The following is a 25,685-nucleotide window of genomic DNA, read 5'->3' on the forward strand; positions in this document are numbered from 1 at the left end:
GGTGAGTACTGGGGTGTGTGGGGTGAGGCTCAGGCCTCGACCGTGATGCCCATCGAACGAGCGGTACCGGCGATGATCTTCGTCGCCTGCTCGATGTCGTTGGCGTTCAGGTCGGCCTGCTTGGTCTCGGCGATCTGACGGATCTGGTCCGCCGTGATGCGTCCGGCCTTCACCGTGTGCGGCGTCGCGGAACCCTTGTTCACACCCGCTGCCTTCTTGATGAGCTCGGCGGCCGGCGGGGTCTTGAGGATGAACGTGAACGAACGGTCCTCGTAGACGGTGATCTCCACCGGGATGACGTTGCCGCGCTGCGACTCGGTCTGGGCGTTGTACGCCTTGCAGAACTCCATGATGTTCACGCCGTGCTGACCGAGCGCCGGACCGATCGGCGGTGCCGGGTTGGCGGCGCCCGCGTTGATCTGCAGCTTGATCAGGCCCGTGACCTTCTTCTTCGGTGCCATGTTCCGTTTCCTCCTGGATTCGAACGCACGGGGACCCGTGCACTCTCCCGCGTCTCCGGCGGATCCGGATCGCGGTCACGGATCCGCAGCGCACGAGGCGCGCGGACCCAAACTCAGACAGTGTACTGGACGTTCGCCAGTACTAGAGCTTCGTGACCTGGTCGAAGCTGAGCTCGACCGGGGTCTCGCGCTCGAACAGCGAGACGAGGACGGTGAGCTTGCCGCTCTCCGGCTTGATCTCGGAGATCGAACCCGGCAGGCCCGCGAACGAGCCTTCCTTGATGGTGATGGTCTCGCCGACCTCGAAGTCGACCTCGGCCTGCGGCTGGGCCTGCGCGGCACCGCCGGACTTCGAGCCGCCCTTGGTCGGAGCGGCCTCGGCGACCTGCACCAGGGACTTCAGCATGCCGAACGCCTCGTCGAAACGGAGCGGCGTCGGGTTGTGGGCGTTCCCCACGAAGCCGGTGACACCCGGGGTGTGCCGGACGACGGACCACGAGTCCTCGTTGAGGTCCATGCGGACGAGCACGTAGCCGGGGATCCGGACGCGGGTGACCAGCTTGCGCTGCCCGTTCTTGATCTCGACGACGTCCTCCATCGGGACCTCGGCCTGGTAGATGTAGTCCTCCATCGACATCGAGACCATGCGGTTCTCGATGTTCGCCTTCACGCGGCGCTCGAAGCCCGCGTAGGAGTGGATGACGTACCACTTGCCCGGCTTCATCCGGAGCTCGGCCTTGAAGGCGTCGTACGGGTCGGCCTCGACCGGCTCGGCGTCCGCGTCGTCCTCGAGCGCGTCGGCGGCTTCCTCGGCCGCGATCGTGGCGTTCGCCTCCGCAGCGGTCTCGTCCTCGAGCTCGGACTCCTCCTCGTCCTCGACGGCCTCGACGGCGGCCTCTGCCTCGTCGGCGGTGTCGATCTCGAGCGCGTCGTCGACCACCGCGTCGGCCTCGGGGTCGCGGGCCTCGGCCAGGGCGCCCAGCGTCTCGTCGAGCTCGGCGGCGACGGTGCCGTCGTCCGGCTCGTCGCTCAGGCCGAGGGACTCGTCGTCCTCGTCGTCGACGGAGATCGCGCGCTCCTCGGCGGAGTCCGTCGAACGGAGCTCGCTCGTCTCGACGTCGCCTTCCTGGTTCTCCTCGACCTCGGAAGACTGCTCGGCAGCGGTCGCGAGGTCGATGTCGTCGCGGGAGTAGTCAGACACAGTCGGTTCTTTCCGTTCGATGGTGCGGATCGGGTTGGCACTCGCGTTCCGGGCGGGGAACGGGTCGCCGTCTCCGGGAGACCGTACCCCGAGGAGGACCGGAACGGTCGGACCTGCGGTCAGTCCGGGCGCGCCAGGGATGCGGTGCGCCGGGGTTCATGCCGGCTGGGTCAGGCCGTGGGGCCGTTGCCGAACACGTAGCCGACGCCGAGACCGAACACGAAGTCGAGGACCGACACGAGGATCATCATGACGACGACGAACACGAGCACGACGCCCGTGTAGCTGAAGAGTTCCTTGCGGGTCGGGGTGACGACCTTGCGCAGCTCGCCGAAGACCTGGCGGATGAACAGCGCGATCGCGGCGAACGGACCGCGCCGCTGAGCGCGATCGACCTTCGCCTGGGCGACGACGTCGTCCGTCGTCTCCACTTCTTTGCTCGCCACTTCTACCCTTCCCGATGTGCAGGGCGGACAGGACTTGAACCTGCAACCTGCGGTTTTGGAGACCGCTGCTCTACCAATTGAGCCACCGCCCTTCGGAACGACCCACCCCTGGGGGTGCCGGATGTTCCTGGTGGCGAGTCCGTCGACCCGGGAGGGGCCTCCGGATCTGCGACGGAGCGCATGATCCGGCGGACTTCGACCGCCGCAGGACAGTGTACGGGAGTCGCGGCGACGGTGTCCACTTGGCGGGTGCTCCGGCGCGGCGCGTCGCTAGGCTGGCCCCGTGAGCACCGACGCCGTCAACCCGCAGCCCACCGACCGCCCGACCACCGACGCGGCCCCGACCACCGATCGGCCGCGCATCGCGTCGCGGATCGCCGCCATCGCGGAGTCGGCGACGCTGAAGGTCGACTCCAAGGCCAAGGCGCTCAAGGCCGCCGGCCGTCCGGTCATCTCCTTCGCTGCCGGTGAGCCGGACTTCGCGACCCCGCAGCACGTGGTCGACGCGGCCGTCGCGGCGGCACAGGACCCGGCGAACCACCGATACACACCGGCGACGGGCCTCCCGGAACTCAAGCGTGCGATCGCCGACAAGACGGCCCGCGTTTCCGGCATCACGGTCGACCCCGCCCAGGTGATCGTCACGAACGGCGGCAAGCAGGCGGTGTACCAGGCGTTCCAGACCGTCGTGGACGAGGGCGACGAGGTCCTCCTCCCCGCGCCGTACTGGACCACCTACCCCGAGGCGGTCCGGCTCGCCGGTGGTGTGCCCGTCGACGTCTTCGCCGGCAGCGACCAGGGCTACCTCGTGACCGTCGAGCAGCTCGAGGCCGCGCGCACCCCGCGGACGAAGGCCCTGCTGTTCTGCTCCCCCTCGAACCCGACCGGCGCGGTGTACTCCGCCGAGCAGACCCGCGCCATCGGCGAATGGGCGCTCGAGCACGGGATCTGGGTGATCAGCGACGAGATCTACCAGGACCTGGTCTACGACGGCATCCGGTTCTCCGGCATCCTCGAGCAGGTGCCCGCGCTCGCGGACACCACGATCCTGGTGAACGGCGTCGCCAAGACCTACGCCATGACCGGCTGGCGGGTCGGCTGGATGATCGGCCCGGCCGACGCCGTGAAGGCCGCGTCGAACCTGCAGTCGCACCTGTCCTCGAACGTGTCGAACGTCTCGCAGCGTGCGGCGATCGCGGCGCTCACCGGGCCGCAGGAGCCGGTCACCGCCATGCGCGACGCCTTCGACCGTCGCCGCAAGGCCATCGTCGCCGGGCTCAACGCCATCCCCGGGTTCGTGACGCCGGAGCCGGAGGGCGCCTTCTACGTCTACCCCGACGTCACGGCACTGCTCGGTCGTGAGTGGGCCGGTTCGACGCCGACGACCACGCTCGAGCTGGCCGATCTCGTCCTCGAGCACGCCGAGGTCGCGGTCGTCCCGGGCGAGGCGTTCGGTCCGTCCGGGTACCTCCGCCTGTCCTACGCCCTCGGCGACGACGACATCGACGAGGGCGTGGCGCGCCTGGCCCGGCTCTTCGGCTGACCCTCGGGGACGCGCTCGTTCAGTCGAGCAGGTCCCCGACGACGACCGGCTCCGGCACCAGGGTGACGCCGAAGCGGTTCGCCACGGTCACCTGCACGTAGCGGGCGAGCTCGGCGACCTGGGCAGCCGTCGCTCCCCCGCGGTTCGTCAGGGCGAGCGTGTGCTTCGTGGAGATCGCCGCGGAGGAGCCCGGCACGCCGTAGCCGCGGTGCACACCGGCGTGTTCGATGAGCCACGCGGCACTGAGCTTCACGTCGCCCCCCGCGGGCCACCGCGGTGCGTCGAGCGGCATGGTCTCGGCGAAGCCCCGCGAGACGATCGGGTTCGTGAAGAACGACCCGGCGCTCCAGGTGTCCGGGTCGGCGTCGTCGAGGACCATGCCCTTCGATGAGCGCAGACGGAGGACCTCGGCCCGGACGTCGGCCGGCGCGACGCGGGTGCCGAGCTCGACACCGAGCGACCCGGCGAGCTGCGCGTAGCGCACCGGCACACCGTCCGCGGTCGCGGTCCCGAGCCGGAACTCGACCGTCAGGACGGCGCCGCGCCGTCCGTGCTTGAGCGTGCTCGTGCGGTAGCCGAGCGCGAGCTCGGCCGCCGGGACCCAGGACCGCTCGCCGGTCTCGGCGTCGAGGAACTCGACCGCGGTGAGCACGTCGGACAGCTCGACCCCGTAGGCGCCGATGTTCTGCACGGGGGACGCGCCGACCGTGCCCGGGATGCCGCTCAGGGCCTCCAGTCCGGTCCACCCGCGCGCCACGGTGGTGGCGACGAACTCGTCCCACGGCTCCCCCGCCGCCACGCGCACGGTGACGCCGTCCTCGTCCGCCTCGTGCGTGATGCCCCGCGTGCGGACCACCACGACGGTCCCGGGGAAGCCCCCGTCGGCCACCAGCAGGTTGCTGCCGCCGCCGACCACGAGCCAGTCGTCGTCCGACCAGGCGTCGACCACGTGCGCGACGAGGTCCTCGGTGGTCTCGGCGACGAGCAGGCGGCCGGCGGGACCGCCGACGCGCAGGGTGGTGAGCTCGGCGAGCGTCGTCTCCGCCACGGTCAGTGGAACGCCACTGTGACCTGCGCCTTGCCGAGCACGGTCTGCCCGGCGGCGGTCACGGTGAGGTCGATGCGGCGGGGGCGGCCCTGCTCGTCGAGCGTGCCGACCTTCGCGACGACGCCGACGTCGGCACCGTCCCGCGGGTCGACGACGACGGGGCGGGTGAAACGGACGCCGTAGGAGGCGACCCAGCCGCGGTCACCGAGCCACTCGGACACCGGCTGGACCGCGAGGCCCATGGTCAGCATGCCGTGCGCCAGGACACCGGGGAGGCCGACCTCCGCCGCGACGTCGTCCCGGTAGTGGATGGGGTTGAAGTCCCCCGAGGCCCCGGCGTAGCGGACGAGCGAGTCGCGGGTGAGGTGGACCTGCCGCTCGGCGACGACCGCACCGACCTCGAGCCCGGACGTGGTGTCGGTCATGCGTCATCTCCTCGGACGACCAGGGTGGACGTGGCGGTGACGACGGGCGCGCCGTCCGCGTCGACGACCGCGGACTCGGCGGTGACCATGGCGTTGCCGCCGAGGGTCTTCACGCTCGTCACCCGCAGTGTGGCGGTGAGCTCGTCCCCGGCGACGATCGGACGCTCGTAGGCGAACTCCTGCGCACCGTGCACGACACGGGAGAAGTCGATGCCACCGTCCGGCTCGGCGAGGAGCTGTGCGAGCGTGGCCTCCTGCACGACGACCGCGAAGGTCGCCGGCGCGACCACGTCGGCGTGACCCGCAGCACGGGCGGCCTCGGGGTCGGAGTGGATCGGGTTCGTCGCGAAGACGGCACGGGAGAACTCACGCACCTTCTCACGACCGACCAGGTACGGCGGGGCCGGCGGGAACGTCCTGCCGACGAGCTCGGGGTTCACTGACACCACGGCAGTCTACCGAGCCGCTCGGACACGGGGGTTAGATGAGTTTGCATCGGTTATGCTGGCGACACCGGTCGGGGGGCGGCCGGGCGGGTCCGGCGGGAGTGGCCATGGAGACGACGACCGAGTACGCAGTGCGCGAGGACGACCGGGGCACCGCCGTCGAACTCGTCGGGACGGCCCTGCGCGCCGACGGCCATCGTGTCACCCACGGGGGCGACCGACTCGTCGTGTCGAGCGGCGACCGTGTCCTCACCGCGCTCCTCGGCGCCCTCGTGCACCCCGCGCGGCAGTACCGCCGGTACGAGCTCGCGCTGTCGTCGACCCCGGGGCACGCCGTGCTGACGCTGCGGCACGCCGACCACGGCGCCGCGGTGGCCGGCGGACCGATCGGCGCCCGACGTCGCCACGCTGCCTGGCACCGGACGGCCGCCCTGGTCGAGGCGAGCCTGCACGACGGCGGGGTCCTGGTGCACCGGACGGACCGGCTGGACACCTCCGGCATCACGGTCCGCGACCACTGAGCGGCGACGCGCCGGCGCGACCTGGGGTCGGACAGCCGGCAACGACGGGAAGCCCGGCGCTGGTGCGCCGGGCTTCCCGTCGTTGCGATCGTTCTGCACGGTACCGACCGTGCCGGTACCACTGGTAGCGAGGGCGGGACTTGAACCCGCGACACCACGATTATGAGCCGTGTGCTCTAACCAACTGAGCTACCCCGCCAGGGATCCGCGGTGATCAGCACTGCGGGAGTGATCACACTGCGAGTCGGAGCCCCGAGTCAGGATTGAACTGACGACCCCTTCCTTACCATGGAAGTGCTCTACCACTGAGCTATCGGGGCGAGTACCGCGAGCGGCACCACACGAGGATAGCAGACCCCCGGCGCTGGTCTGGAACCGACCGTGACGCCCGGGCGCGCCGTCCTCGTGGACACCGACCGCGTGCACGTCGTGCGTGCGGATGGCGTCCGTGCGGACTACTCCGCGTTGGCCTCGAGCCACGCCAGCGGGTCCACGGGGACGCCGTCGATGCGGATCTCGAGGTGCAGGTGCGGGCCCGTCGAGTTGCCCGTGCTGCCGACGAGACCGAGGATGTCCCCGACCTTCACCTGCTGGCCCTGGACGACCTCGAACGAGTTGTCGAGCATGTGTCCGTAGACGCTGACGAACTTCTTGCCGGCGACGTCGTGCTCGACCCACACGTCGTTGCCGAACGCACCGTCGTTCGCCTGGACCTTGATGACGGTGCCGTCCGCGACGACGCCGATCGGCGTGCCGGCCCCGGGAGCGAAGTCGACGCCCTGGTGGAAGGTCGAGCAGAACGAGCACCCGGCGACCTGGCGACCGCCGAAGCCGGAGGAGATCGGCACGGCCGTCGGGAACGGCCAGCGGATGGCGCCCGACGTGTCCCCGGCGACGCTCGTGCCGGGAGCGGTGGCCACCCCCGCTGCGCCGGCGACCCCGCTCGTGGCCACGCCGGGCTTCGGGCGGACGACGCGCTGCACCTGCGAGACCGTGTAGGCGTCGCGGTCGACCGAGCCCTCGACGGCGTCGCCGACGGAGAGCGATTGGACCTCCTGCACGGAGGCACGGACGGTCGCGGCGCCGGGCTGCGGCACGTAGAGCGCCTGCGCGGGGAGCGAGGTCGACACGACGAGCCCCGCGGTGAACAGGAGCGCACCGACGACCGTGACGCCCGAGGCCGTCCGGCGGAACGAGGCGCCGTGGCCCGGACGCGGGGTCGCCGCGGTGGAGCGGGCGATGTGCCGGGTGGCACGGTCGACGCGGGCACCGGCGGCGGGCGTCGTCCGAACCGCTGCACGCGCCGTCGTGCTCGCGGCGCGCTTCGGTCCGACGGGACGTCCGGCACGCTTCGCTCCGGAGGAACGCTGCGCGCCGACGCCGCGCTCCCGGGCGGCGGACCGCTCCGAGGACGTCGGGCGGTCGGACACGGCACCGAGCGGAGCCGTGGCGGCACGACGGGACACCGGGGCGGCCTCCGCCAGCGGAGCGACCACCGGGGACGCCGGCGCCGGCGGGGTGCGGGGTGCCGCACTCGAGGCGGGGAGCACCGGGGACGAGGGAGCCGGCGGGGTCACCGGACCGGAGTCCTGCGAGGTCGACCCGTTCGACGCGGTCGCTGCGGGACGGACAGCATCGTTCCGACGACGGCTCGGCTTGGCGGCAGCGCGTTCGGCTTCGATCCGAGCTCGTCTCGTCAGGTGCACGGACGGCGTCGCCTGGGAGGCGTCGCGGTCGATGGTCGTGGGCGTCTGCGAGGAGTCGAGCATGTGTTCGGTAGCGATCCTGAGTTCGAGGCACGGGCGCTCGTCGGTAACGAGCAGGTAACGGGACTCCAGAACGCTAGCAAAGGTCGGTGCTCCCCGCCAGTCGTGTGGTCGTCCGTGCAGGACCCCCAGAGCGGGTGGCGTCACTCAGTCCCCGAGGACGTCCTCCTCGAGCGTGCGGACGAGGGTGACGAGGTCCTCCGCGATGCTCGGCGCGGCGAACAGGAAGGACCGCGTGTCGCCGGCCTCCCACGTCCGGACGACGGCCCCCGCGGCAGCGGCGACGATCGAGCCGGCCGCCATGTCCCACGGGTTGATGCCCCGCTCGTAGTAGGCGTCGACCGTCCCGGCCCCGACCGCGCAGCAGTCGAGCGCGGCCGCTCCCCCGCGGCGCACGTCCCGCACCTCGGTGATGAGCCCGGCGAGGACCGCGGCCTGCTCCCACCGCCGGTCCGCGGTGTAGCCGAAGCCGGTCGCGACGAGGGTCTCCGCCAGGGACGCCGGGGCGGCGACCGCGAGGGGCCGCCCGTCGAGGGTCGCTTCGCCGTCGGCCACCGCGCGGTACACCTGCCCGGTCGCGGGCGCGATGACGACCCCGGCGACCGGTTCCCACAGTGCCGGGTCGGGGACACCGCGCACGACGGCGATGCTCACCGCGTAGGCCGGGCTGCCGTACAGGTAGTTGACCGTGCCGTCGATCGGGTCGACCACCCAGGTGAGACCGGACGCACCGGCGGCGGCCCCGGACTCCTCGCCGAGGAAGGCGTCGTCGGGCCGGGCCTCGGCGATGCGTCGCCGGATGAGGGCCTCGACCTCCCGGTCGGCGGCGGTGACGACGTCGGCGATGCTCGACTTGCGGTCGGCGACCTCGACGCCTTCCGCGCGTCGACGCACGGCGAGCGCGGCGGCCTCGCGGGCGATCGACTCGGCCAGGTCGGCGAGGGCGTCAGGGGCGTCGGTGACGATCTGGGCGTCTGTCATGCCCTCGATCCTGCCCCAGGCCGCCCGCGGACCGGCCGTGCCCGGGCCACGGACCGCACCGGGACACGGACCGCACCGGGACGCGGACGGACCGCGATCGAGGAGAGCCGCGGGGACACGGATGGCACCGGGATCACGATCGGGGGCGGGAACACGAACGGCCCCGTCCGGAGACGGGGCCGTGCTCCCAGCTTCCTGCTGGACGGTGGCGAGTGAGGGATTCGAACCCCCGGAGGCATACGCCGGCTGATTTACAGTCAGATCCCTTTGGCCGCTTGGGTAACTCGCCATGTGCGCACCCGGCCCGTGTCGTCACCGACCGAAGGCGCGGTGAAGAGCATAGCCGATGTCCGGCAGTGCTCGCGACCACGGTCGCCGCCGCAGCCGCGAGGCGGGGGCGGACCGGGCCTCCAGGCGGCCCGTCCGGAGATGTGCCTGGCCACCACGCCACCGGTCGCGGACCGGACCGACGTCCTCCACAGCCGTACGGCCCGGAGGAACGCGGCGTCCTGCTGCCGGATAGGCTGTCGGGCATGGCAGACAGCTCCTTCGACGTGGTCAGCAAGGTCGACAAGATGGAGGCGGAGAACGCCCTCAACCAGGCGGCGAAGGAGATCGAGCAACGCTACGACTTCAAGGGCGTCGGCGCATCGGTCGCGTTCAGCGGCGAGGACGTGCTCATCAAGGCCTCGACCGAGGAGCGTGCCCTGGCCGTCCTCGACGTGCTCCAGACGAAGGCGATCAAGCGCGGCATCAGCCTGAAGAGCCTCGACGCGGGTGACCCGTACCCGTCCGGCAAGGAGTTCCGCATCGACGTGTCGTTCAAGAACGGCATCGAGCAGGACGTCGCCAAGAAGATCGGCGCCTTCATCCGGGCAGAGGCGCCGAAGAGCGTGAAGAGCCAGGTGCAGGGCGACGAGCTCCGCGTGTCCTCGAAGAGCCGCGACGACCTGCAGCAGACGATCCAGCTGCTCAAGGGCGAAGAGTTCGACGTGCCGCTCCAGTTCATCAACTTCCGCTGACCGCCCGCCCCTCCCCGCACCCGACACCGTGGAGCACTGGCTCGTCGTCGCACTCGTCGTCGTCCTCATCCTGTTGGACCTGGCGATCCGGGCGTTCTCGCTCGTCTACGTCCCGATCGACCGCAAGCCGCAGACCGCGACCGGCTGGCTGCTCGCCATCTTCCTGATCCCGTACATCGGGTTCATCCTGTTCCTCGTCCTCGGGTCGACGAAGCTGCCCCGCTCCCGTCGGGAGAAGCAGACCGAGATCAACCGCTACATCCTCGAGCAGACCGAGGGCATCGAGCGCGTCCGCCGCGACCACCTGTGGCCGGCGTGGCTCGAGAGCATCACCCGCCTGAACCGTCAGCTCGGAGCGATGCCGCTGGTCGGTGGCAACCAGGCCGAGCTGTACCCGCACTACGACGACGCGTTCGCCGAGATGACCAACGCCGTGGACGACGCGCGACGGTTCGTGCACGTCGAGTTCTACATCGCCTCGCTCGACCCCACCACGCGGCCGTTCTTCGAGTCCCTGGCGCGGGCACGGGCTCGCGGCGTGACCGTCCGGTTCCTCATGGACCACTGGGCGAGCAAGAGCTACCCGCACTTCAAGGAGACGCTCGCGTTCCTCGACGCGGCCGGTATCGAGTGGAACCTCATGCTGCCGCTGCAGCCGCTGCAGGGGAAGTTCCAGCGTCCCGACCTCCGCAACCACCGCAAGATCCTGGTCGTCGACGGTTCGGTGGCGTTCACGGGGTCCCAGAACCTCATCGACCGGTCGTACGACCTCAAGGCGAACATCGACCGTGGCCTGCGCTGGCGCGACCTGTTCGCCCGCTTCGAGGGTCCGGTCGTCGCAGGCATCAACGCGCTGTTCGTCACGGACTGGTACAGCGAGACCGACGAACTCCTGCTGCGCGAGAGCGATCCCGTGCACCGTGCCGATCGCGCGGACGCCCTGGACTGCCAGGTCGTCCCGTCCGGTCCCGGGTTCGACGGCGAGAACAACCTCCGCCTCTTCAACGCGCTGCTGTACTCGGCGCAGGAGCGGGTGACGATCACGTCCCCGTACTTCGTGCCGGACGACTCGATGCTCTACGCCATCACGACGACGGCCCAGCGCGGGGTGCAGGTCGAGCTGTTCGTCGGGGAGATCGGCGACCACGCCATGACCTGGCACGCCCAGCGCTCCTACTACGAGGGGCTGCTGCGTGCGGGCGTGCGGATCTGGCTGTACCGCGCGCCGACGGTGCTGCACGCGAAGCACTTCACGATCGACGACGACGTCGCCGTGATCGGGTCGAGCAACATGGACATGCGCTCCTTCACGCTGAACCTCGAGATCTCCGTCATGGTGCGCGGCCGCACGTTCGTCCAGGCCCTGCGCGGGGTGCAGGACGACTACCGTGCGGCGAGCCGCGAGCTCACGCTCGACGAATGGCTCGCGCGGCCCCGCCGGTCACGGGTCTTCGACAACATCGCACGGCTCACCGCAGCGCTGCAGTAGCGGGGCGGAGGGGCACCACCGACGCGACGGCCGCGGTCAGCCGTTCGAGCGGTCCGCGGCCGAGGAAGGTCCGCCAGGCCATCGCGAACAGCACGGCCCCGACGGTGAACGCCCACCAGGTCGTCGGCCCGTGCGGCAGGTCCGGCCACGCCGCGATGACGACGAGGTGCAGCGCGTAGACGCTGAGCGGCATCGACCCGACGGCGGCCAGCGGGAACGCGACCCGCGCGAGGACCGGACCGAGTCCGTCGAACACGAGGCGGCACAGGGCGATCACGGCGACGGCGACCGCGGCCGTGCCGACGACGTCGACGATCGACGACGAGTGGTCGCGTGGGGACAGGAACACCTGCGCGACCGCCTGCCCGGTGTCCGAGCCGGCCGGCACGAAGGGCACCCCCGGGAACGCACCGGTGGTGTCCGCGGGCACGGGCGCGGCCACCGCACCGACGACGTACGCGGCAGCGGCGACCCCGGCGGCCGACAGGAGGAGCACGACCTGTCGCACCGTGTCGGTCCCGTCCGCTCGTGAGCGGGTGCGCGCGACGGCGAGGCCGACGAACACGTACGCGGCGAACGTGACCACCGGGTAGACGAGTCCGAGCTGCACCCCGGCCATCGCGGCATCCGCGTACACCGGCAGGACCGCGATCACGACCGGTGCGGACGCGAGCGCACACGCCGCGGCGAGCACGAGCAACGCCCACGGCCGCCAGCGGAGGACGGGCAGCGCGAGCAGGAACAGCGCGCCGTACGTCGGCAGGACCACGTAGACCGGCGTGCCGAGCATCATGAGCAGCAGCCCGACGGCGACCACGACCACGGCCCGGAGCGCCAGGCGTGCCCGGATGCGTCCGATCGTCGGCGGGCCGGGAGGCGCCTCCCGGCCGCTGACGAGTCCGATCGACACCCCGGCGAGGACGGCGAACAGCGCCGCCGAGCGCCCGTTCACCACGGCGCCCCAGCTCGCCGGGTCGGCCCAGTCGACCTGCTCGGCCACGTCGCCGACGTGCGCCGCCATCATGCCGAGCAGCGCGACCGCACGGGCGACGTCGACACCCACCAGGCGCCCGGACGACGGCGCGCCCGGCACCCCGGTGTGGGGTGCCGGGCGCGTTCCGGTCATGGTCAGCCCTGGGACCCGGCGCGGCTGCGGCGGAGCGAGACGTCGATCATCTCGTCCCGCGGCACGACCTTGACGCGTGCGCGGCCCTCCGCCTCGCCGAGCGCGATCTCGTGCTCGTCGAGCGCGTGCCATCCGTCCAGGTCGGTGAAGTCGACGCCGCGTTCGCGGAGGAGCGCCGGGACGGCCTCCTCGGACGGGTCCTCCGGCGTCCACCAGCTGCCCTGGTCGGTGACGATGTGCTGCACGGTCTCCATCGCGTCGGACTTCGTGTGGCCGATGAGGCCGACCGGACCACGCTTGATCCAGCCGGTCGCGTAGACGCCCGGGATCGGGGTGGCGTCGGCGTCGAGCACCTGACCCTCGTGGTTCGGGATGACGCCGTAGCGCTCGTCGAAGGGGACGCCGGGCAGCGGCGAACCGACGTACCCGACGGCGCGGTACAGCGCCTGGATCGGCAGCTCCCGGACCTCCCCCGTGCCCTCGACGCCGCCCTGCCCGTCCGGACGGGTGCGCTCGTAGCGGATGGCGCGGACCTTCCCGTCCTCGTCACCGAGCAGTTCGAGTGGCTTCGCGTAGAAGTGCAGGTGCAGGCGGCGGCTGGCCGTGCCGACCTCGCGCTTCCGCCACTGCTGCAGGACACGGTCGATGACGGTGACCTGCTTGTTCGTCTGGATCGCGAGCTTCGAGGCCTCGTCGTGGTCGAAGTCCTCGTCGTACACGACCATGTCGACGTCGCGGAGTTCGCCGAGCTCGCGGAGCTCCAGCGGCGTGAACTTCACCTGCGCGGGTCCACGGCGACCGAACACATGCACGTCCGTGACCGGCGAGGAGCGCAGCCCCTCGTAGACGTTCGCCGGGATCTCGGTGGGCAGCAGGTCCTCGGCGTGCTTCGCGAGGATGCGGGAGACGTCGAGGGCCACGTTGCCGTTGCCGATCACCGCGACGCTCTCCGCCGTGAGCGGCCAGGTGCGCGGGACGTCGGGGTGCCCGTCGAACCAGCTGACGAAGTCCGCGGCTCCGTACGACCCGTCCAGGTCGATGCCCGGGATGTCGAGGTCGGCGTCCTTGATGGCGCCGGTCGAGAACACGACCGCGTTGTAGTGCCGCTTCAGGTCGTCGAGGGTGATGTCCTGACCGAACCGCACGTTGCCGAAGATCCGGATGTCACCCCGGTCGAGCACGTCGCGGAGCGCGTTGACGATGCCCTTGATGCGCGGGTGGTCGGGCGCGACGCCGTACCGGACCAGCCCGTACGGGGCCGGGAGTTGCTCGAAGAGGTCGATCGAGACGTCGAAGCCACGTGCCTCCCGCAGGAGGATGTCCGCGGCGTAGATGCCGGCCGGACCGGCGCCGACGATGGCGAGTCGGAGGGTGGGCACTGATCGGTCTCCAGTTCGTTCAGGTCAGCGGACGCGGCCGAGGACCGCCGCCGCGGGTCAGCGGCTGCGGTCGACGACCGTCTCCGCGAACCGGGTGAGGGCTCGTTTCACCGTGCCGTCCGGCAGCGGGGCCAGTGCGGCCACCGCCTCGTCGGCCCAACCGGCGGCGAGGGCCCGGGTGGCCCGTGTCGCCTCGTGGTCGTGGAGTTCGGCGACCGCGCTCTGGTACGCCTCCGAGTGGACGGCGTCGTCGGGGGCGTCCCGCACGTCGCGCTCGATGCGCGCGAGCAGCGCCGCTGCGCCCGGGTCGGCCGAGGCGCGACGGCGGAGCTGGAGCAGCGGCAGCGTGTCGACACCGGCGCGGAGGTCGTTGCCGGCGATCTTGCCAGTCTTGTCCTTCGCCGGGGCGAGGTCGATGACGTCGTCGACGAGCTGGAACGCGACGCCGACCTTCTCCCCGAACGTGCCGACGGCGTCGAGCAGCGAGCGGTCCGCCCCGGAGAACATCACGCCGGCCCGGGCTGCGGTGGCGATGAGCGAGCCGGTCTTGTCGCTGAGGACCTGGATGTAGTGCTCGACCGGGTCGTCGTCGGGCTGCGGGCCCGTCGTCTCGTGCAGCTGCCCCATGCAGAGGCGCTGGAAGGTCTCCGCCTGCATGCGGATGCCCTCCGGCCCGAGGTCCGCCGTGATGAGCGAGGCGCGGGCGAAGAGCAGGTCGCCCGTCAGGATCGCGATGTTGTTGCCGTACGTGACGTGGGCGGCCGGGACACCGCGGCGCACCGGCGCCTCGTCCATGACGTCGTCGTGGTAGAGCGACGCCAGGTGGGTCATCTCCACGCTCACCGCGGCCTTCACGACGTGGTCGGTCACGCCGTCGCCGAGCTGGGCGATGAGGAGCGTCAGGGTCGGGCGGATGCGCTTGCCGCCGGCGGAGAGCAGGTAGCGGCTGGTCGTGTCCGCCAGCGTGTCGGCGGAGCGCATGGCGTCCTCGAGCCCCTGCTCGACGAGCTCGAGACCGTCGTCGACCGCAGCGATGAAGCGCCGGTCCGCGGGGGTGGCGAACAGCCGCTCCCCGATGCCCAGGGAGGCTCGGAGACTCGGCGCGCGTCGTGCGACCGGGACACTCGGGTTCAACTGCTGCTCCGTACTCGCAGGTGGCGGTGGGGACCTGGGCCGCGGGGCCTAGGCCTGGGCCTCGGGCTCGACGCGGGGCTGCTCGCCCGTCGGCTGGTGGTCCCGACGCGCCTTCGCACGACGGGCAGCCGACTCGCGGACGCTGCCGGCGACGGGCTTCCGGCCGCGGTGCAGCGCGACGATCCCGGCGGTCAGGTTGCGGTGCGCCACCATCGTGAAGCCGACGCCGCGGAGCCACTGGCTGAGGACCTGCTGCTCGGGCCATGCCTCGATCGACTCGGCCAGGTAGCGGTACGCGGCCGGGTTGCTGCTGGAGAGCTTGGCGATGCCCGGCAGCACGCGCTTGAGGTACGTGTTGTAGCCGAACCGGAGTGCGGCGAACGGCGGCGTCGAGAACTCGCAGATGACGAGCCGGCCACCGGGCTTGAGGACGCGGAGCATCTCGGTGAGTGCCTGCATCGGGTCGTTGACGTTGCGCAGCCCGAACGAGATCGTGACCGCGTCGAAGGACTCGTCCTCGAACGGCAGGTGCTCCGCGTCGCCCTCCACGAAGGTGATCTCGGGGTGGCGCTCACGACCGACCGCGATCATGCCGGACGACAGGTCGAGTGCCGTGACCTCGGCACCCTTCTTGGCGAGGGCCGCCGAGCTCGTGCCCGTCCCCGCCGCGAGGTCGAGCACGCGCTCGCCCGGCTGGGGGTCGACGGCCTTGACCGTCGCGACGCGCCACAGCGGGGCGTTGCCGGCCGACAGGATGTCGTTGGTCAGGTCGTACTTCGCCGCGACGTCGTCGAACATGGCCGCCACTTCGTCCGGCCGCTTGTGCATGTCCGCTCTGCTCACCTGGTCATCCTAGAGCCCGCGACCCGGCGCTTCCCGGCAGCCGTGCAGGAGTGGAGCACCCCGGGCGCGTCCCGCACGGGCGCGGCGGTGTGCACACCCGCCCCGGGACCCGGCGGCCGCCGTGCGGGTCGGCGCGTAGCATCGGTCCGTGACCCGTCCCGCCACAGCGGTGCAGCCGCTCACGGTCTCGACCCGGATCCTCGACGACCCGGGCGCCGTGCTCCGCCACACCCTCGCCGAACACCCGTTGGCCTTCGTGCGGAACGGGGACGGGATCGTCGGCATCGGCGAGGCGCTCCGGTTCGAGTTCTCCGGCCCGGGTCGGATGCGCGAGGCGTCCGCCGTCTGGCGCGACGTCACCGCCGCCGCCACCGTCGACGACCCGGTGCGCATGCGGGGTAGCGGACTGGTGGCGTTCGGGACGTTCGCCTTCGCGGACGACTCCGACGCGACGAGCGTGCTCATCGTGCCGCGTGTCGTGGTCGGCCGTCGGCGGGGTCGCGCGTGGATCACCGCGATCGACACGACGGACTCCCCCGCACCCCTGCCGTTCTCGAGCACGTCGGTCCCGGTCCCCCGCGTCGGCCCGCACGTCTCGGTGCCGCTCCGCCCGGGTGCGGTGGACGAGGACGCGTACGCCGCCTCGGTCGCCGCCGCGGTCGGTGCCATCGCGGACGGCCGCGCGCAGAAGGTCGTGTTGGCGCGGGACCTGGTCGGGACGCTGCCGCCCGGCGCCGACCGCCGCGCGGTCCTGCTCGACCTGGCGGCCGCGTACCCGTCCTGCGTCACCTTCGCGGTCGACGGGCTCGTCGGCGCCACCCCCGAGACGCTCGCCCGGACCGAGGGCCGGACGCTGACCGCACGGGTGCTCGCCGGCAGCGCTGCCCGCGGTGCCGACGCGGAGAGCGACCGCGTGGCCGCGGAGACGCTCGCCGCCAGCGCGAAGGACCTGCAGGAGCACGCCTTCGCGATCTCGAGCCTCGTCGCCTCGCTGCGTCCGATCGCAGCCGACCTCCGCGTCGACCCGCAACCGTTCCGGCTGCAACTGCCGAACCTGTGGCACCTCGCCAGCGACGTCGAGGCCGTGCTGCCCGCCGGGGTCACCGCGCTCGACGTGGCCGACGCGCTGCACCCGACCGCCGCCGTCGCGGGCACCCCGACCGACGTCGCCGTCCGCCTGGTCACCGAGCTCGAGGGCGTGGACCGCGGTCGGTACGCCGGTCCCGTCGGCTGGCTCGGGGCCTCCGGTGACGGCGAGTGGATGCTCGCCCTGCGGAGCGCGCAGATCGAGGACGACGGGACCGTCCGTGCCTGGGCCGGTGCCGGGATCGTCGCCGGTTCGGACCCGGCGCGCGAGGTGGCGGAGACGCGGCTGAAGTTCCGACCGATCACGGACGCCCTGGCCTGAGCGCCGGGACGACCGGCCGGACAAGCGGACGTCCGGACGACCGTCCGGTCCGCAACGCTCAGTCCGCCAGCGGCACCTCGATGACCACACGTCCGGCGGGGTCGGTCAGCACGCGCTCCAGGTCCCCCCACGTCGCCGCGCGCCGGTACTCCCACCCGAGCCCGGTCACGACGCGCTCGACGTCGACGTGCTGCGGCGTCGTCATCATCCGCCGCATGTCCTCGGGTGCCGTGGTCGCGGCGACCTCGAGTCCGCGGAAGATCGCGCCGCCGCCGTCGTTCCCCACGACGACCTGGAGTCGTGGGCGGTGTTCCTCGGTCCCGGTGACGAGACCCCCGAGGTCGTGCAGGAACGTGAGGTCCCCGACGACGACGCGGGTCGTGCCGACCGTGCCGGCCGCGGCCTCGAGCGCGGTCGCGATGCCGAGCGCTGTCGAGATCGTCCCGTCGATGCCCGCCAGACCCCGGTTCGCGTGCACCCGGATCTTCTTGCCCGGGACGGTCATGTCGGCCTCGCGGATGATCTGGGACGCCCCGAAGACCAGTCGGTCGTGCGGCCACGTCGCTCCCCACACGGCCTCAGCGAGCATGGCCCGGTCCACCGGACGACGGCGCAGCGCGACCTCGTCCTTGAGGAACCGGTTCCGTTCGGCGCGGTCCGCGGACCGCTTCGCGTCGAGGTCCGGTCCGGCGTCGCCGCCGCCGAGCAGCGACCGGCTCGCCGCCACCCAGCGTCCGACCCAGGCGCGGTGCGCGGGGCCGGTCGGTCCGGTCACGCGGACGTCCGAGACGACCTGCGTGGACGCCGACGGCCGGGAGGCCCGTGCCGGATCGTACACGTCGGCACCGGCTCCGCGGACTACGATCGTCTCGACGTCCGCGCGCTGCAGGAGCGCCGGCACCTCGCGGCTCAGCGTCGGGTGCCCGAGCACGACGGCCCGACGCACACGACCGCCGAAGGACTCGTCCCGGAGGAGGTCCCGGTAGGCCGCTACGGCGTTGCGTCCGAAGCGCGCCCCGCTGGAGACCTCGGCGAGCAGTGGCGCTCCGAGCTCCCACGCGATGCGCTCGGCGTCGACGCCGGCGTCGTGCCCGGCGATCACGACCGTGGCCGGCTCGTCGTCGGGGGCGAGTTCCGCCGCCGGCAGCGCTGCGGCCGTGCGGCGGAGCGCGTACTCGCGGTCGACCTCGTCGTCCGGGACGCCCTCGACGCCGTCGAGTCCGGCGGAGAGCGGTTCGCGGAACGCGAGGTCGAGCTGGACCGGGCCGGGCTGCCCCGCGTGACCGGCGGCAGCGGCCACGGCCTCCCGGACCAGGGCCCGGACGGTGGCGCGCACGTCGTCGTCCACCCCGTGGGTGCTCGGCGCCTGCACGTCCCGGACGAAGTCGACGGCCGACCCGAACATGCCCGGCTGAACGGTGGTCTGGTTGCTGCCGATCCCGCGGAGTTCGGCGGGCCGGTCGGCCGAGACGACGATCATCGGCACGCCGGAGTGGTGTGCCTCGAGCACGGCAGGGTGCAGGTTCGCGACCGCGGTGCCCGAGGTCGTGACGACCGCAGCGGGTCGACCGGACTCGACCGCGAGACCGAGCGCGAAGAACCCGGCCGTCCGCTCGTCGAGGCGCACGTGCACGCTGATGCCGCCCGCGCGCTCGAGGGCGACGGCCGCGAGTGCCAGGGCCTGCGAACGGGAACCGGGACTCACGACGACATCGGTCACGCCGGCCCGCGCGAGCTCCTGCAGGAACGCGAGTGCGAAGTCGGTCGCGGGGCTGCCGGACGCGACGCTGCCGTCAGCGGACGGTCCGTCAGCGGACGGTCCGTCAGCGATCGGGGCGGCCGTCGTCGTCGCCGTCGTGGAACTGTTCTTCGAGGGATCGGAGGGTCGCGTCGTCCTGGTCCTTGTCATCGCTCAGCAGCCCGGGAGGCGTCGTGCCCCCGAGGAAGTCCGGGTCGTCTTCGGGACCACGGTACCCGGCACCGCCGCCCCCGCCACCGCGCTGCCCGCGCGCCGACGTCCGGCCGAGCAGGAACCACAGCACGCCGCCGACGACCGGGAGCACGAGGACGAGCAGGACCCAGATGCCCTTCCGCAGCGACCGCACGCGGGACCGGGGCATGGTGGCGCAGTCGATGAGCGCGAACACCGTGAACGCCACGGCGGCGACGACGATGACGAGCCACAGTCTGACCATCTCCGGAGTCTAGGTCGGCAGCCTGTGACCGCCCTCCGACCGTCACGGCGACGCCGAGCCGTGCGTCCGTACACTTGCAAGATGAAAGCGTGGCTCGTCTACACCCTCGCCCGGCTCGGCATCTTCGCGGCGGCGCTCCTCCTGCTGCTGCTGGTCGGCCTGCCCTGGTACTGGGCGGCGATCGGCGCAGCCCTGATCGGCCTGCTCGTGTCGTACATCGCGCTGCCCGGACTCCGGAGCGCCGTGACGTCGTCGATCGCCCAGCGCCGGGCCCGCCCGGAGCGCGACGCCGACAGCGACTTCGAGGACGACTTCGTCGACGCCGCCGACACCGACCCCGCTCACGAGGCGGGCCGCACCGGCACGGGCGGCACCGACACCGCGAAGCAGTAGCGGCAGCGCAGGCGTCCGGCCGCTACGGCTGGACGGCGAGCGTCGCGGCGAGCACGACCCCGAACGCCAGCGCCGAGAACGACGACAGCTGCAACGCCGTGATGAGTTCCCGGGGCTTGCGCGAGGACACGCCGATCGCCAGCGCCGGCAGCGCGAGCAGGAGCGAGAAGTACGTGTACCCGCTCCGGAAGTAGAGCAACACGAACCAGACGAGCACGACGTACGGCAGCATCAGGAAGAGCGCGAACAGCACGCGGGCGACCGGCCGACCGACCACGACCGCCAGGGTGCGCTTGCCCGCCGCGGTGTCCTCGTCGATGTCACGGATGTTGTTCACCATGAGGACGGCGCACGCGAACAGGCCCGCGGCGACCGCTGCGGCCCAGCCGCTCAGGGTGACCTGACGGATGAGCACGAACTGGGTGCCGAGCACCGCGACCAGCCCGAAGAACACGAAGACGAAGACCTCGCCGAGCGCGTTGTACCCGTAGGGCTTCTTCCCACCGGTGTAGAACCAGGCGGCGACGATGGCTGCTGCTCCGACGAAGAGCAGCCACCACAGCTGGGTGAGCAGCACGATGACGAGGCCGGCGACCGCCGCGAGACCGAAGAACGTCAGCGCCACCGTCAGGACCGTCCGCGGTCGGGCGAGCCCCGATCCGGTGAGCCGGGCCGGACCGACCCGGAACTCGTCCGTGCCGCGGACCCCGTCCGAGTAGTCGTTGCTGTAGTTGACGCCGATCTGCAGGAACAGCGCCACGGCGAGGGCGAGCAGCGCGATGGCGACGCGTCCGTCCGTCGACAGGAACGAGCCGAAGTCACCGGGGACCCGGCTGTCGACGTAGGCCACCCCGGTTCCGAGGACCACCGGGACGACGCCGAGCGTCAGGGTCCGCAGCCGTGCTCCGCCGATCCAGTCGCTCGCGGTCGCGCGGCGGGTGTTCCGCTGCGGCGCTGCCGCCTTCGCCGGGTTGCCGGACCTGCCCTTGGGACGTGTCGTCTTCTTCGCTCCTGCCACGACCGCCCATCGTATCCGCGCGTGGTGCGTCCGTCGCACGACCACCACCGGCGGGACGACCCGGCGGGTCAGGAGCCCGGGCTGCTCAGGCGTCCGGATCGGCCAGCGCGCGGACGGCTCGTCGGTCGGGCTTGCCCGACGGGAGCATCGGCATGCGGTCCACGACGAGCACCACGGCGGGACGGGCGGCACGGCCGAGTGCGTCGCCGACGCGGGCCCGGACGACCTCGAGCGGCACGGCCCGCTCCGTCACCACGACCGGCACCTCGCCCCACTCCCCCGACGCCCGGCGCGTCACGACCGCGCCGTCCTGGCCCGGCAGCTCGCGCACGACCCGCTCCACCGCGCCGAGCGGGACCTTCTCCCCGCCGGAGACGACCACGTCGTCCAGTCGACCGGACACCCGGACGCGTCCGTCCTCGATCGTCGCGGCGTCACCGGTGCGGTACCAGCGACGGCCGTCACGCTCGGTGAAGACGGCCGCTGTCCGCTCGTCGTCACCGAGGTACCCCTCGGCGAGCATCGGTCCGGTCAGCTGCAGCTCGCCGTCGAGCACCTCGGCGTGGACGGTGTCGAAGGGGACGCCGTCGTAGACGCAGCCCCCGCTCGTCTCGCTCGCGCCGTACGTCGTCACGACGCGGACACCGGCACCGCGCGCCCGGTCGGACAGTGCGGCGGGGGTCGCCTGCCCGCCGACCAGCACCGCGTCGAACCGCGCCAGGGCCGCGGTGGCCCGGGGGTCGTCGAGCACGCGCGCGAGCTGGACGGGCACGAGCGAGGTGTACCGACGCGGGCCTGCCGGGCCGACCTCGAGCCGGTCCGCTGCGTCGGCGAACGCCCCGGCGTCGAAGTGCCCGGGCGGGACGACGACCGGGGTCGTGCCCGCGACGATCGACCGGGTCAGCACGTTGAGGCCCGCGATGTAGTGGGTCGGCAGGGCGAGCACCCAGCCGCCCGGACCGCCGAGGGCCGCGTCCGCGGCGGCGGCACCGGCGACCAGCGCCGCCGCAGACAGCGCCACGCGCTTGCCCGTCCCGGTGGAGCCGCTCGTCTCGACGACCAGGGCGACCCCCTGCGGGACGTGGGTCGGCGCTCGCGTCGGCAGCGGCGGACCGTCCACCGCGACGGGGAGCAGTGCGGGGCCGCCGGTCAGGGCGGCCTCCAGTCCGCGGAGCACGACCAGCGGGTCGGCCGCGCTCGTCGCGACCAGCGGACGCGGCATCAGTAGTGCCAGGGGAACGCGGTCCAGTCCGGCGAGCGCTTCTCGAGGAAGGAGTCGCGGCCCTCGACGGCCTCGTCCGTGCCGTACGCCAACCGCGTGGCCTCGCCGGCGAAGACCTGCTGACCGACCATGCCGTCGTCCACCGCGTTGAAGGCGTACTTGAGCATCCGGATCGCGGTCGGCGACTTGCCCAGGATCGTCTCGCCCCAGCGGATGGCCTCGCGCTCCAGGTCCTCGTGCGGCACGACCTTGTTCACGGCGCCCATCTCGTAGGCACGCTGGGCGGAGTACTCCTCGGCCAGGAAGAAGACCTCACGCGCGAGCTTCTGGCCGATCTGCTTCGCGTAGTAGGCGCTGCCGTAGCCACCGTCGAAGGAGCCGACGTCGGCGTCGGTCTGCTTGAACTTCCCGTGCTCCGCGCTCGCGATGGTGAGGTCGCAGACCGCGTGCAGCGAGTGCCCGCCGCCCGCTGCCCATCCGGGGACGACCGCGATGACGACCTTCGGCATCATCCGGATGAGGCGCTGCACCTCGAGGATGTGCAGCCGTCCCATCGACGCCTGGGCGGCAGCGGGGTCGACGCCCTCCGGCGGAGCGCCCTCGTCGCCCACGTACTGGTAGCCGCTCCGGCCCCGGATGCGCTGGTCGCCGCCGGAACAGAACGCCCACCCGCCGTCCTTCGGGCTCGGTCCGTTGCCGGTGAGCAGGACCACGCCGACGCGGGGGTCCTGGCGGGCGTCGTCCAGTGCCCGGTGGAGCTCGTCGACCGTACGCGGGCGGAAGGCGTTCCGTACCTCGGGGCGGTCGAACGCCACCCGGACGATGCCGCCGGAGACGTGCTTGTGGTAAGTGACGTCGGTGAACCGCTCGGCGATCGGAGCAGCGGTCCAGACGTCGGGGTCGAACAGGTCGGAGACGGCAGAGGGCATGTCCCGAACCTACCGCGGGCCCCGGTGGCCAGGTCCGCTCCCGCCCGGTCGGACCGCTCCTACTGCATGCCGGCGAGCATCTCCGGCGCGACGATGACGACGAGCACGATCAGGATCACCGGGTTCGCGAAGAAGGCGAGCACGACCCCGACGACCCCGTACCAGCGGCCGAACGACCCGACGGCCGAGATGAACCCGAGGACCGCCGCGACCAGGGTGAGGAAGACGACCACGAAGCAGATGCCGAACGCGAACGTGGTGTCCCCGCCCATGAAGACGGCGAAGGCGCTCGCGTCCACCGCCGCGGCGACGACGGCCAGGCCGAGCGCGATCTTCCCGATGACGGGGTTGCGGCGACGGCGGTCGGCAGGTTGACGGCGGACGTCGACGGTGCCCTGGCGCATGAGCCGCGCGAACTCGTCGGTCGCCACCGGGCCTCCTCGTCGATCCACCTCGTCGCTCCACGGTCGGCTCCGTGGACGGTGCCGACCCGGCCGACCGGTGGTCGACCGGAGCGATGGTAGTGCGCTGCCCTGGCGGTCCCCTCGGAACAGCCGGGAGGACACATGGAGCGTGCTGCGAGGATGGCGGCGTGCCCGATGTGACCCCGCCGACCGCTCCGTCATCACCGTCCGACCGCGGCGCGCCGCCGTCGTCCACAGCCGCCGTCCCCGACCTGGACGACTTGCTCGCGACCGCCAGGGTCGTCGCCCTGCCGATGCGGGTCCGCTTCCGCGGCATCACCGTGCGCGAGGCACTCGTCCTCCGCGGCCCCGAGGGGTGGACCGAGTTCTCCCCCTTCGTCGAGTACGACGACGCCGAGGCCGCCGCGTGGCTCCGCGCCACCATCGACTTCGGGTGGACGCCGCACGGACCGGCGGCCGACTCGGTCCCGGTCAACGCGACGGTGCCCGCGATCGCCGCGGCGGACGTCCCCGACCTGCTCCGGCGCTACCCCGGGTGCACCACCGCGAAGGTGAAGGTCGCCGAGCCCGGGACGGGCATCGAGGACGACGTCGCCCGGGTCGCCGCCGTCCGCCGCGCGATGGGCGAGGACGCCGCCGTCCGCGTCGACGCGAACGGGCTCTGGTCGCTCGACGACGCGACCCGCGCCCTGGAACGGCTCGCTCCGTTCCGCCTGCAGTACGCCGAGCAGCCGGTCGCCTCGGTCGCGGACCTCGCCGCCCTCCGGTCGCGCGTGGCGGGCCTCGGTGTCCTGATCGCGGCCGACGAGAGCGTCCGCAAGGCCGCGGACCCGCTGGCCGTGGCCCGGGCCGGAGCCGCCGACGTCCTCGTGGTCAAGGCGCAGCCACTCGGCGGCGTCACCGCGGCACGCGCGGTGATCGCCGAGGCCGGCCTGCCCTGCGTGGTCTCCAGCGCGCTCGACACCTCCGTCGGGCTCGGGATGGGCGCGTTCCTCGCCGCCGCCGCGATGGCCCCCGGCTACGCCGCCGGACTCGGCACGGGCGTGATGCTCACGGGCGACGTGACCGCCGACCCGCTGGTGCCCGTCGACGGGCGGATCGCCGTGCGCCGGGTCGAGGCGGACACCGCCCTGCTCGAGCGCTGGGCTGCGGCCCCCGACCGCACCGCGTGGTGGGAGGCGCGACTGCGTCGGGTGCACGCGCTCCTGACCGCGCGGTGACCACGCCGCCCACACGACGGACGGGAGGCCCGACACCAGCTGGTGTCGGGCCTCCCGTCCGTCCGGAGCCGCGTCGTCGACGCGCCGGTGTCAGAGCCCGGAGTAGCTGTGCAGCCCCTTGAAGAAGACGTTGACCACCGAGAAGTTGAACATCACGGCCGCGAAGCCGATGAGCGCCAGCCACGACGAGCGCGCACCACGCCACCCACGGGTCGCGCGGGCGTGGATGTACCCGGCGTAGAGCACCCAGATGATGAAGGTCCAGACCTCTTTGGTGTCCCACCCCCAGTACCGGCCCCAGGCGCGCTCGGCCCAGATCGCGCCGGCGATGAGCGTGAAGGTCCAGAGCACGAAGCCGACCAGGATCACGCGGTAGCTGAGGACCTCGAGGCGGTCCGCGTCGGGCAGCGTCGCCATGAAGCGCAGCTTCCGCGACTCCGGACGTCCCAGGCGGTACGTCTGAACGAGCTGCGCGACCGCGAGTCCCGCGCCGAGGGCGAAGAACCCGGTGCCGGCGATGGCGACGAAGACGTGGATGACGAGCCAGTACGACTGCAGCGCGGGCTGCAGCGGCACGACGGGCACGTAGTAGTTCACCGTCGCGATGCCGAGCAGGATGATCGTCAGGCCGGTGATGAACACACCGAGGAACTTGAGGTCCTGCCAGAACTGCACGAGCAGGAACACCAGGATGATGAGCCCCGTGCCCGTGAGCGAGAACTCGAACATGTTGCCCCACGGCACCCGCTCGGCCGCGATGCCCCGGAGGACGATCGCGCCGACGTGCACCACGAGGGCGAGCACCGTCATGGCCATGCCGACCCGTTCGAACCGGGATCCGCGCTGACCGCCGCCCGGGCTCTGCTGCTCGACGCGCTCGAGGACGACGGTGCCGCCCTGGACGGTCGCCACCGTGGCCGCTGCCCCGTCACGCGAGGCGGTTCCGGTCGCCGAGCCGGCCGCGCCGACGTCTCCGGCGCGCTTGGCCATGTCGAGCGCGAACGAGATGAACGCGATGACGTAGACCGCCATCGCGGAGTACGT

The 25,685-nt window shown here is 72.2% G+C and carries 26 protein-coding genes and 4 tRNA genes; 7 read left to right on the plus strand and 23 right to left on the minus strand.

Translation table 11 applies throughout. From position 1 onward, the window contains the following. Nucleotides 1-29: 29 nt before the first annotated feature. The 4 genes from rplK to DEJ34_RS10825 all read right to left on the minus strand — a co-directional run bounded on the left by rplK (nucleotide 30) and on the right by DEJ34_RS10825 (nucleotide 2,200). A complete protein-coding gene (gene rplK / locus DEJ34_RS10810; RefSeq protein WP_110824626.1) occupies nucleotides 30-461 on the minus strand; it encodes a 50S ribosomal protein L11 in 432 nt (143 codons plus the stop codon). 142 nt (nucleotides 462-603) lie between these two features. Beyond that, nucleotides 604-1,662: a transcription termination/antitermination protein NusG gene (nusG, locus tag DEJ34_RS10815; protein WP_110911508.1), complete on the minus strand. Its 1,059-nt coding sequence runs from the start codon at nucleotides 1,660-1,662 to the stop codon at nucleotides 604-606. Nucleotides 1,663-1,832: 170 nt separating this feature from the next. Continuing rightward, nucleotides 1,833-2,108: a preprotein translocase subunit SecE gene (secE, locus tag DEJ34_RS10820; protein WP_110824628.1), complete on the minus strand. Its 276-nt coding sequence runs from the start codon at nucleotides 2,106-2,108 to the stop codon at nucleotides 1,833-1,835. A gap of 19 nt (nucleotides 2,109-2,127) precedes the next feature. Next, nucleotides 2,128-2,200: transfer RNA gene (locus tag DEJ34_RS10825), tRNA-Trp, on the minus strand. 269 nt (nucleotides 2,201-2,469) lie between these two features. Here DEJ34_RS10825 and DEJ34_RS10830 point away from each other — a divergent pair. Further along, nucleotides 2,470-3,651: a pyridoxal phosphate-dependent aminotransferase gene (locus tag DEJ34_RS10830; protein ID WP_110911519.1), complete on the plus strand. Its 1,182-nt coding sequence runs from the start codon at nucleotides 2,470-2,472 to the stop codon at nucleotides 3,649-3,651. A 19-nt stretch (nucleotides 3,652-3,670) separates the two neighbouring features. Here the strand turns inward: DEJ34_RS10830 and DEJ34_RS10835 are convergent, their stop codons facing one another. The 3 genes from DEJ34_RS10835 to DEJ34_RS10845 are packed head-to-tail and all read right to left on the minus strand — an operon-like array spanning nucleotide 3,671 to nucleotide 5,570. Continuing rightward, entirely contained in the window at nucleotides 3,671-4,699 is a 1,029-nt protein-coding gene (locus DEJ34_RS10835; RefSeq protein ID WP_110911507.1) for a UDP-N-acetylmuramate dehydrogenase, read from the minus strand. A 2-nt stretch (nucleotides 4,700-4,701) separates the two neighbouring features. Further along, nucleotides 4,702-5,124: a MaoC/PaaZ C-terminal domain-containing protein gene (locus DEJ34_RS10840; protein ID WP_110824630.1), complete on the minus strand. Its 423-nt coding sequence runs from the start codon at nucleotides 5,122-5,124 to the stop codon at nucleotides 4,702-4,704. After that, nucleotides 5,121-5,570, minus strand: a complete 450-nt coding sequence (locus tag DEJ34_RS10845) for an FAS1-like dehydratase domain-containing protein (RefSeq protein ID WP_110890184.1) — start codon at nucleotides 5,568-5,570, stop codon at nucleotides 5,121-5,123. Before DEJ34_RS10845 ends, DEJ34_RS10840 begins: the two co-directional genes overlap by 4 nt. A gap of 107 nt (nucleotides 5,571-5,677) precedes the next feature. On the opposite strand from DEJ34_RS10845, the gene DEJ34_RS10850 reads away from it, so the two are divergent. Then, nucleotides 5,678-6,091: a hypothetical protein gene (locus DEJ34_RS10850; RefSeq protein ID WP_110900497.1), complete on the plus strand. Its 414-nt coding sequence runs from the start codon at nucleotides 5,678-5,680 to the stop codon at nucleotides 6,089-6,091. 122 nt (nucleotides 6,092-6,213) lie between these two features. Here the strand turns inward: DEJ34_RS10850 and DEJ34_RS10855 are convergent. The 5 genes from DEJ34_RS10855 to DEJ34_RS10875 all read right to left on the minus strand — a co-directional run bounded on the left by DEJ34_RS10855 (nucleotide 6,214) and on the right by DEJ34_RS10875 (nucleotide 9,127). Continuing rightward, nucleotides 6,214-6,290: transfer RNA gene (locus DEJ34_RS10855), tRNA-Met, on the minus strand. Between the two features lie 49 nt (nucleotides 6,291-6,339). Then, nucleotides 6,340-6,411, minus strand: a tRNA-Thr gene (locus DEJ34_RS10860). Between the two features lie 135 nt (nucleotides 6,412-6,546). Beyond that, nucleotides 6,547-7,860 carry a M23 family metallopeptidase gene (locus DEJ34_RS10865; protein ID WP_110911506.1) on the minus strand — a complete coding sequence of 438 codons (1,314 nt, stop codon included), beginning with the start codon at nucleotides 7,858-7,860 and terminating at the stop codon, nucleotides 6,547-6,549. A gap of 144 nt (nucleotides 7,861-8,004) precedes the next feature. After that, nucleotides 8,005-8,838, minus strand: a complete 834-nt coding sequence (locus DEJ34_RS10870) for an inositol monophosphatase family protein (protein WP_110900495.1) — start codon at nucleotides 8,836-8,838, stop codon at nucleotides 8,005-8,007. A 206-nt stretch (nucleotides 8,839-9,044) separates the two neighbouring features. Then, a tRNA-Tyr gene (locus tag DEJ34_RS10875) sits at nucleotides 9,045-9,127 on the minus strand. A gap of 244 nt (nucleotides 9,128-9,371) precedes the next feature. On the opposite strand from DEJ34_RS10875, the gene DEJ34_RS10880 reads away from it, so the two are divergent. Together DEJ34_RS10880 and cls are read left to right on the plus strand one after the other, a co-directional pair. Further along, the gene (locus DEJ34_RS10880) at nucleotides 9,372-9,860 is read left to right on the plus strand and encodes a YajQ family cyclic di-GMP-binding protein (protein WP_110890029.1); all 489 of its coding nucleotides are present in this window, start codon (nucleotides 9,372-9,374) and stop codon (nucleotides 9,858-9,860) included. 28 nt (nucleotides 9,861-9,888) lie between these two features. Beyond that, complete coding sequence (cls, locus tag DEJ34_RS10885; RefSeq protein WP_110900494.1) at nucleotides 9,889-11,349, plus strand: cardiolipin synthase; 1,461 nt, start codon at nucleotides 9,889-9,891, stop codon at nucleotides 11,347-11,349. Here the strand turns inward: cls and DEJ34_RS10890 are convergent. From DEJ34_RS10890 to DEJ34_RS10905, 4 genes are read right to left on the minus strand one after another with little or no spacing between them, the layout of a single operon-like run. Then, nucleotides 11,330-12,475: a heparan-alpha-glucosaminide N-acetyltransferase domain-containing protein gene (locus DEJ34_RS10890; protein WP_181420582.1), complete on the minus strand. Its 1,146-nt coding sequence runs from the start codon at nucleotides 12,473-12,475 to the stop codon at nucleotides 11,330-11,332. The two genes, cls and DEJ34_RS10890, sit on opposite strands and share 20 nt — an antisense overlap. Nucleotides 12,476-12,477: 2 nt before the next feature. After that, on the minus strand, nucleotides 12,478-13,854 hold the full coding sequence (locus tag DEJ34_RS10895; protein WP_110890032.1) for an FAD-dependent oxidoreductase: 1,377 nt from the start codon (nucleotides 13,852-13,854) through the stop codon (nucleotides 12,478-12,480). Between the two features lie 57 nt (nucleotides 13,855-13,911). Further along, nucleotides 13,912-14,988, minus strand: coding sequence for a polyprenyl synthetase family protein (locus DEJ34_RS10900; protein WP_110890033.1), 1,077 nt, complete (start codon nucleotides 14,986-14,988; stop codon nucleotides 13,912-13,914). Between the two features lie 48 nt (nucleotides 14,989-15,036). Then, on the minus strand, nucleotides 15,037-15,831 hold the full coding sequence (locus tag DEJ34_RS10905; RefSeq protein ID WP_110824639.1) for a demethylmenaquinone methyltransferase: 795 nt from the start codon (nucleotides 15,829-15,831) through the stop codon (nucleotides 15,037-15,039). A gap of 148 nt (nucleotides 15,832-15,979) precedes the next feature. Here DEJ34_RS10905 and DEJ34_RS10910 point away from each other — a divergent pair, with 148 nt between their 5' ends. Continuing rightward, a complete protein-coding gene (locus DEJ34_RS10910; protein WP_110900491.1) occupies nucleotides 15,980-17,239 on the plus strand; it encodes an isochorismate synthase in 1,260 nt (419 codons plus the stop codon). Between the two features lie 58 nt (nucleotides 17,240-17,297). Here the strand turns inward: DEJ34_RS10910 and menD are convergent, their stop codons facing one another. After that, complete coding sequence (menD, locus tag DEJ34_RS10915; RefSeq protein WP_284180682.1) at nucleotides 17,298-18,959, minus strand: 2-succinyl-5-enolpyruvyl-6-hydroxy-3-cyclohexene-1-carboxylic-acid synthase; 1,662 nt, start codon at nucleotides 18,957-18,959, stop codon at nucleotides 17,298-17,300. Between the two features lie 103 nt (nucleotides 18,960-19,062). After that, nucleotides 19,063-19,434 carry a PLDc N-terminal domain-containing protein gene (locus tag DEJ34_RS10920; RefSeq protein ID WP_110900489.1) on the minus strand — a complete coding sequence of 124 codons (372 nt, stop codon included), beginning with the start codon at nucleotides 19,432-19,434 and terminating at the stop codon, nucleotides 19,063-19,065. An 81-nt stretch (nucleotides 19,435-19,515) separates the two neighbouring features. On the opposite strand from DEJ34_RS10920, the gene DEJ34_RS10925 reads away from it, so the two are divergent. Next, nucleotides 19,516-19,827, plus strand: coding sequence for a DUF4229 domain-containing protein (locus DEJ34_RS10925; RefSeq protein ID WP_110900488.1), 312 nt, complete (start codon nucleotides 19,516-19,518; stop codon nucleotides 19,825-19,827). A gap of 22 nt (nucleotides 19,828-19,849) precedes the next feature. Here the strand turns inward: DEJ34_RS10925 and DEJ34_RS10930 are convergent, their stop codons facing one another. The 4 genes from DEJ34_RS10930 to DEJ34_RS10945 form a co-directional block, all read right to left on the minus strand. Continuing rightward, nucleotides 19,850-20,845, minus strand: coding sequence for a 1,4-dihydroxy-2-naphthoate polyprenyltransferase (locus DEJ34_RS10930; RefSeq protein WP_258365933.1), 996 nt, complete (start codon nucleotides 20,843-20,845; stop codon nucleotides 19,850-19,852). Nucleotides 20,846-20,930: 85 nt separating this feature from the next. Then, nucleotides 20,931-22,067 (minus strand): AMP-binding protein, encoded by a 1,137-nt coding sequence (locus tag DEJ34_RS10935; RefSeq protein ID WP_110900487.1) that lies wholly within the window; start codon nucleotides 22,065-22,067, stop codon nucleotides 20,931-20,933. After that, a complete protein-coding gene (locus DEJ34_RS10940) occupies nucleotides 22,067-22,996 on the minus strand; it encodes a 1,4-dihydroxy-2-naphthoyl-CoA synthase (protein WP_110824645.1) in 930 nt (309 codons plus the stop codon). The genes DEJ34_RS10935 and DEJ34_RS10940 overlap by 1 nt, the downstream gene beginning before the upstream one ends. Before the next feature lie 59 nt (nucleotides 22,997-23,055). Next, entirely contained in the window at nucleotides 23,056-23,427 is a 372-nt protein-coding gene (locus tag DEJ34_RS10945; protein ID WP_110824646.1) for a hypothetical protein, read from the minus strand. 287 nt (nucleotides 23,428-23,714) lie between these two features. Between DEJ34_RS10945 and DEJ34_RS10950 the strand changes: the two genes are divergently transcribed. Further along, nucleotides 23,715-24,641: an o-succinylbenzoate synthase gene (locus DEJ34_RS10950; protein WP_284180728.1), complete on the plus strand. Its 927-nt coding sequence runs from the start codon at nucleotides 23,715-23,717 to the stop codon at nucleotides 24,639-24,641. A 90-nt stretch (nucleotides 24,642-24,731) separates the two neighbouring features. Here DEJ34_RS10950 and ccsB read toward each other — a convergent pair whose 3' ends face one another. After that, complete coding sequence (ccsB, locus tag DEJ34_RS10955; protein WP_110824841.1) at nucleotides 24,732-25,673, minus strand: c-type cytochrome biogenesis protein CcsB; 942 nt, start codon at nucleotides 25,671-25,673, stop codon at nucleotides 24,732-24,734. Between the last annotated feature and the right edge of the window lie 12 nt (nucleotides 25,674-25,685).

This window comes from Curtobacterium sp. MCPF17_050 (assembly GCF_003224435.2).
Taxonomy (GTDB): Bacteria; Actinomycetota; Actinomycetes; order Actinomycetales; family Microbacteriaceae; genus Curtobacterium.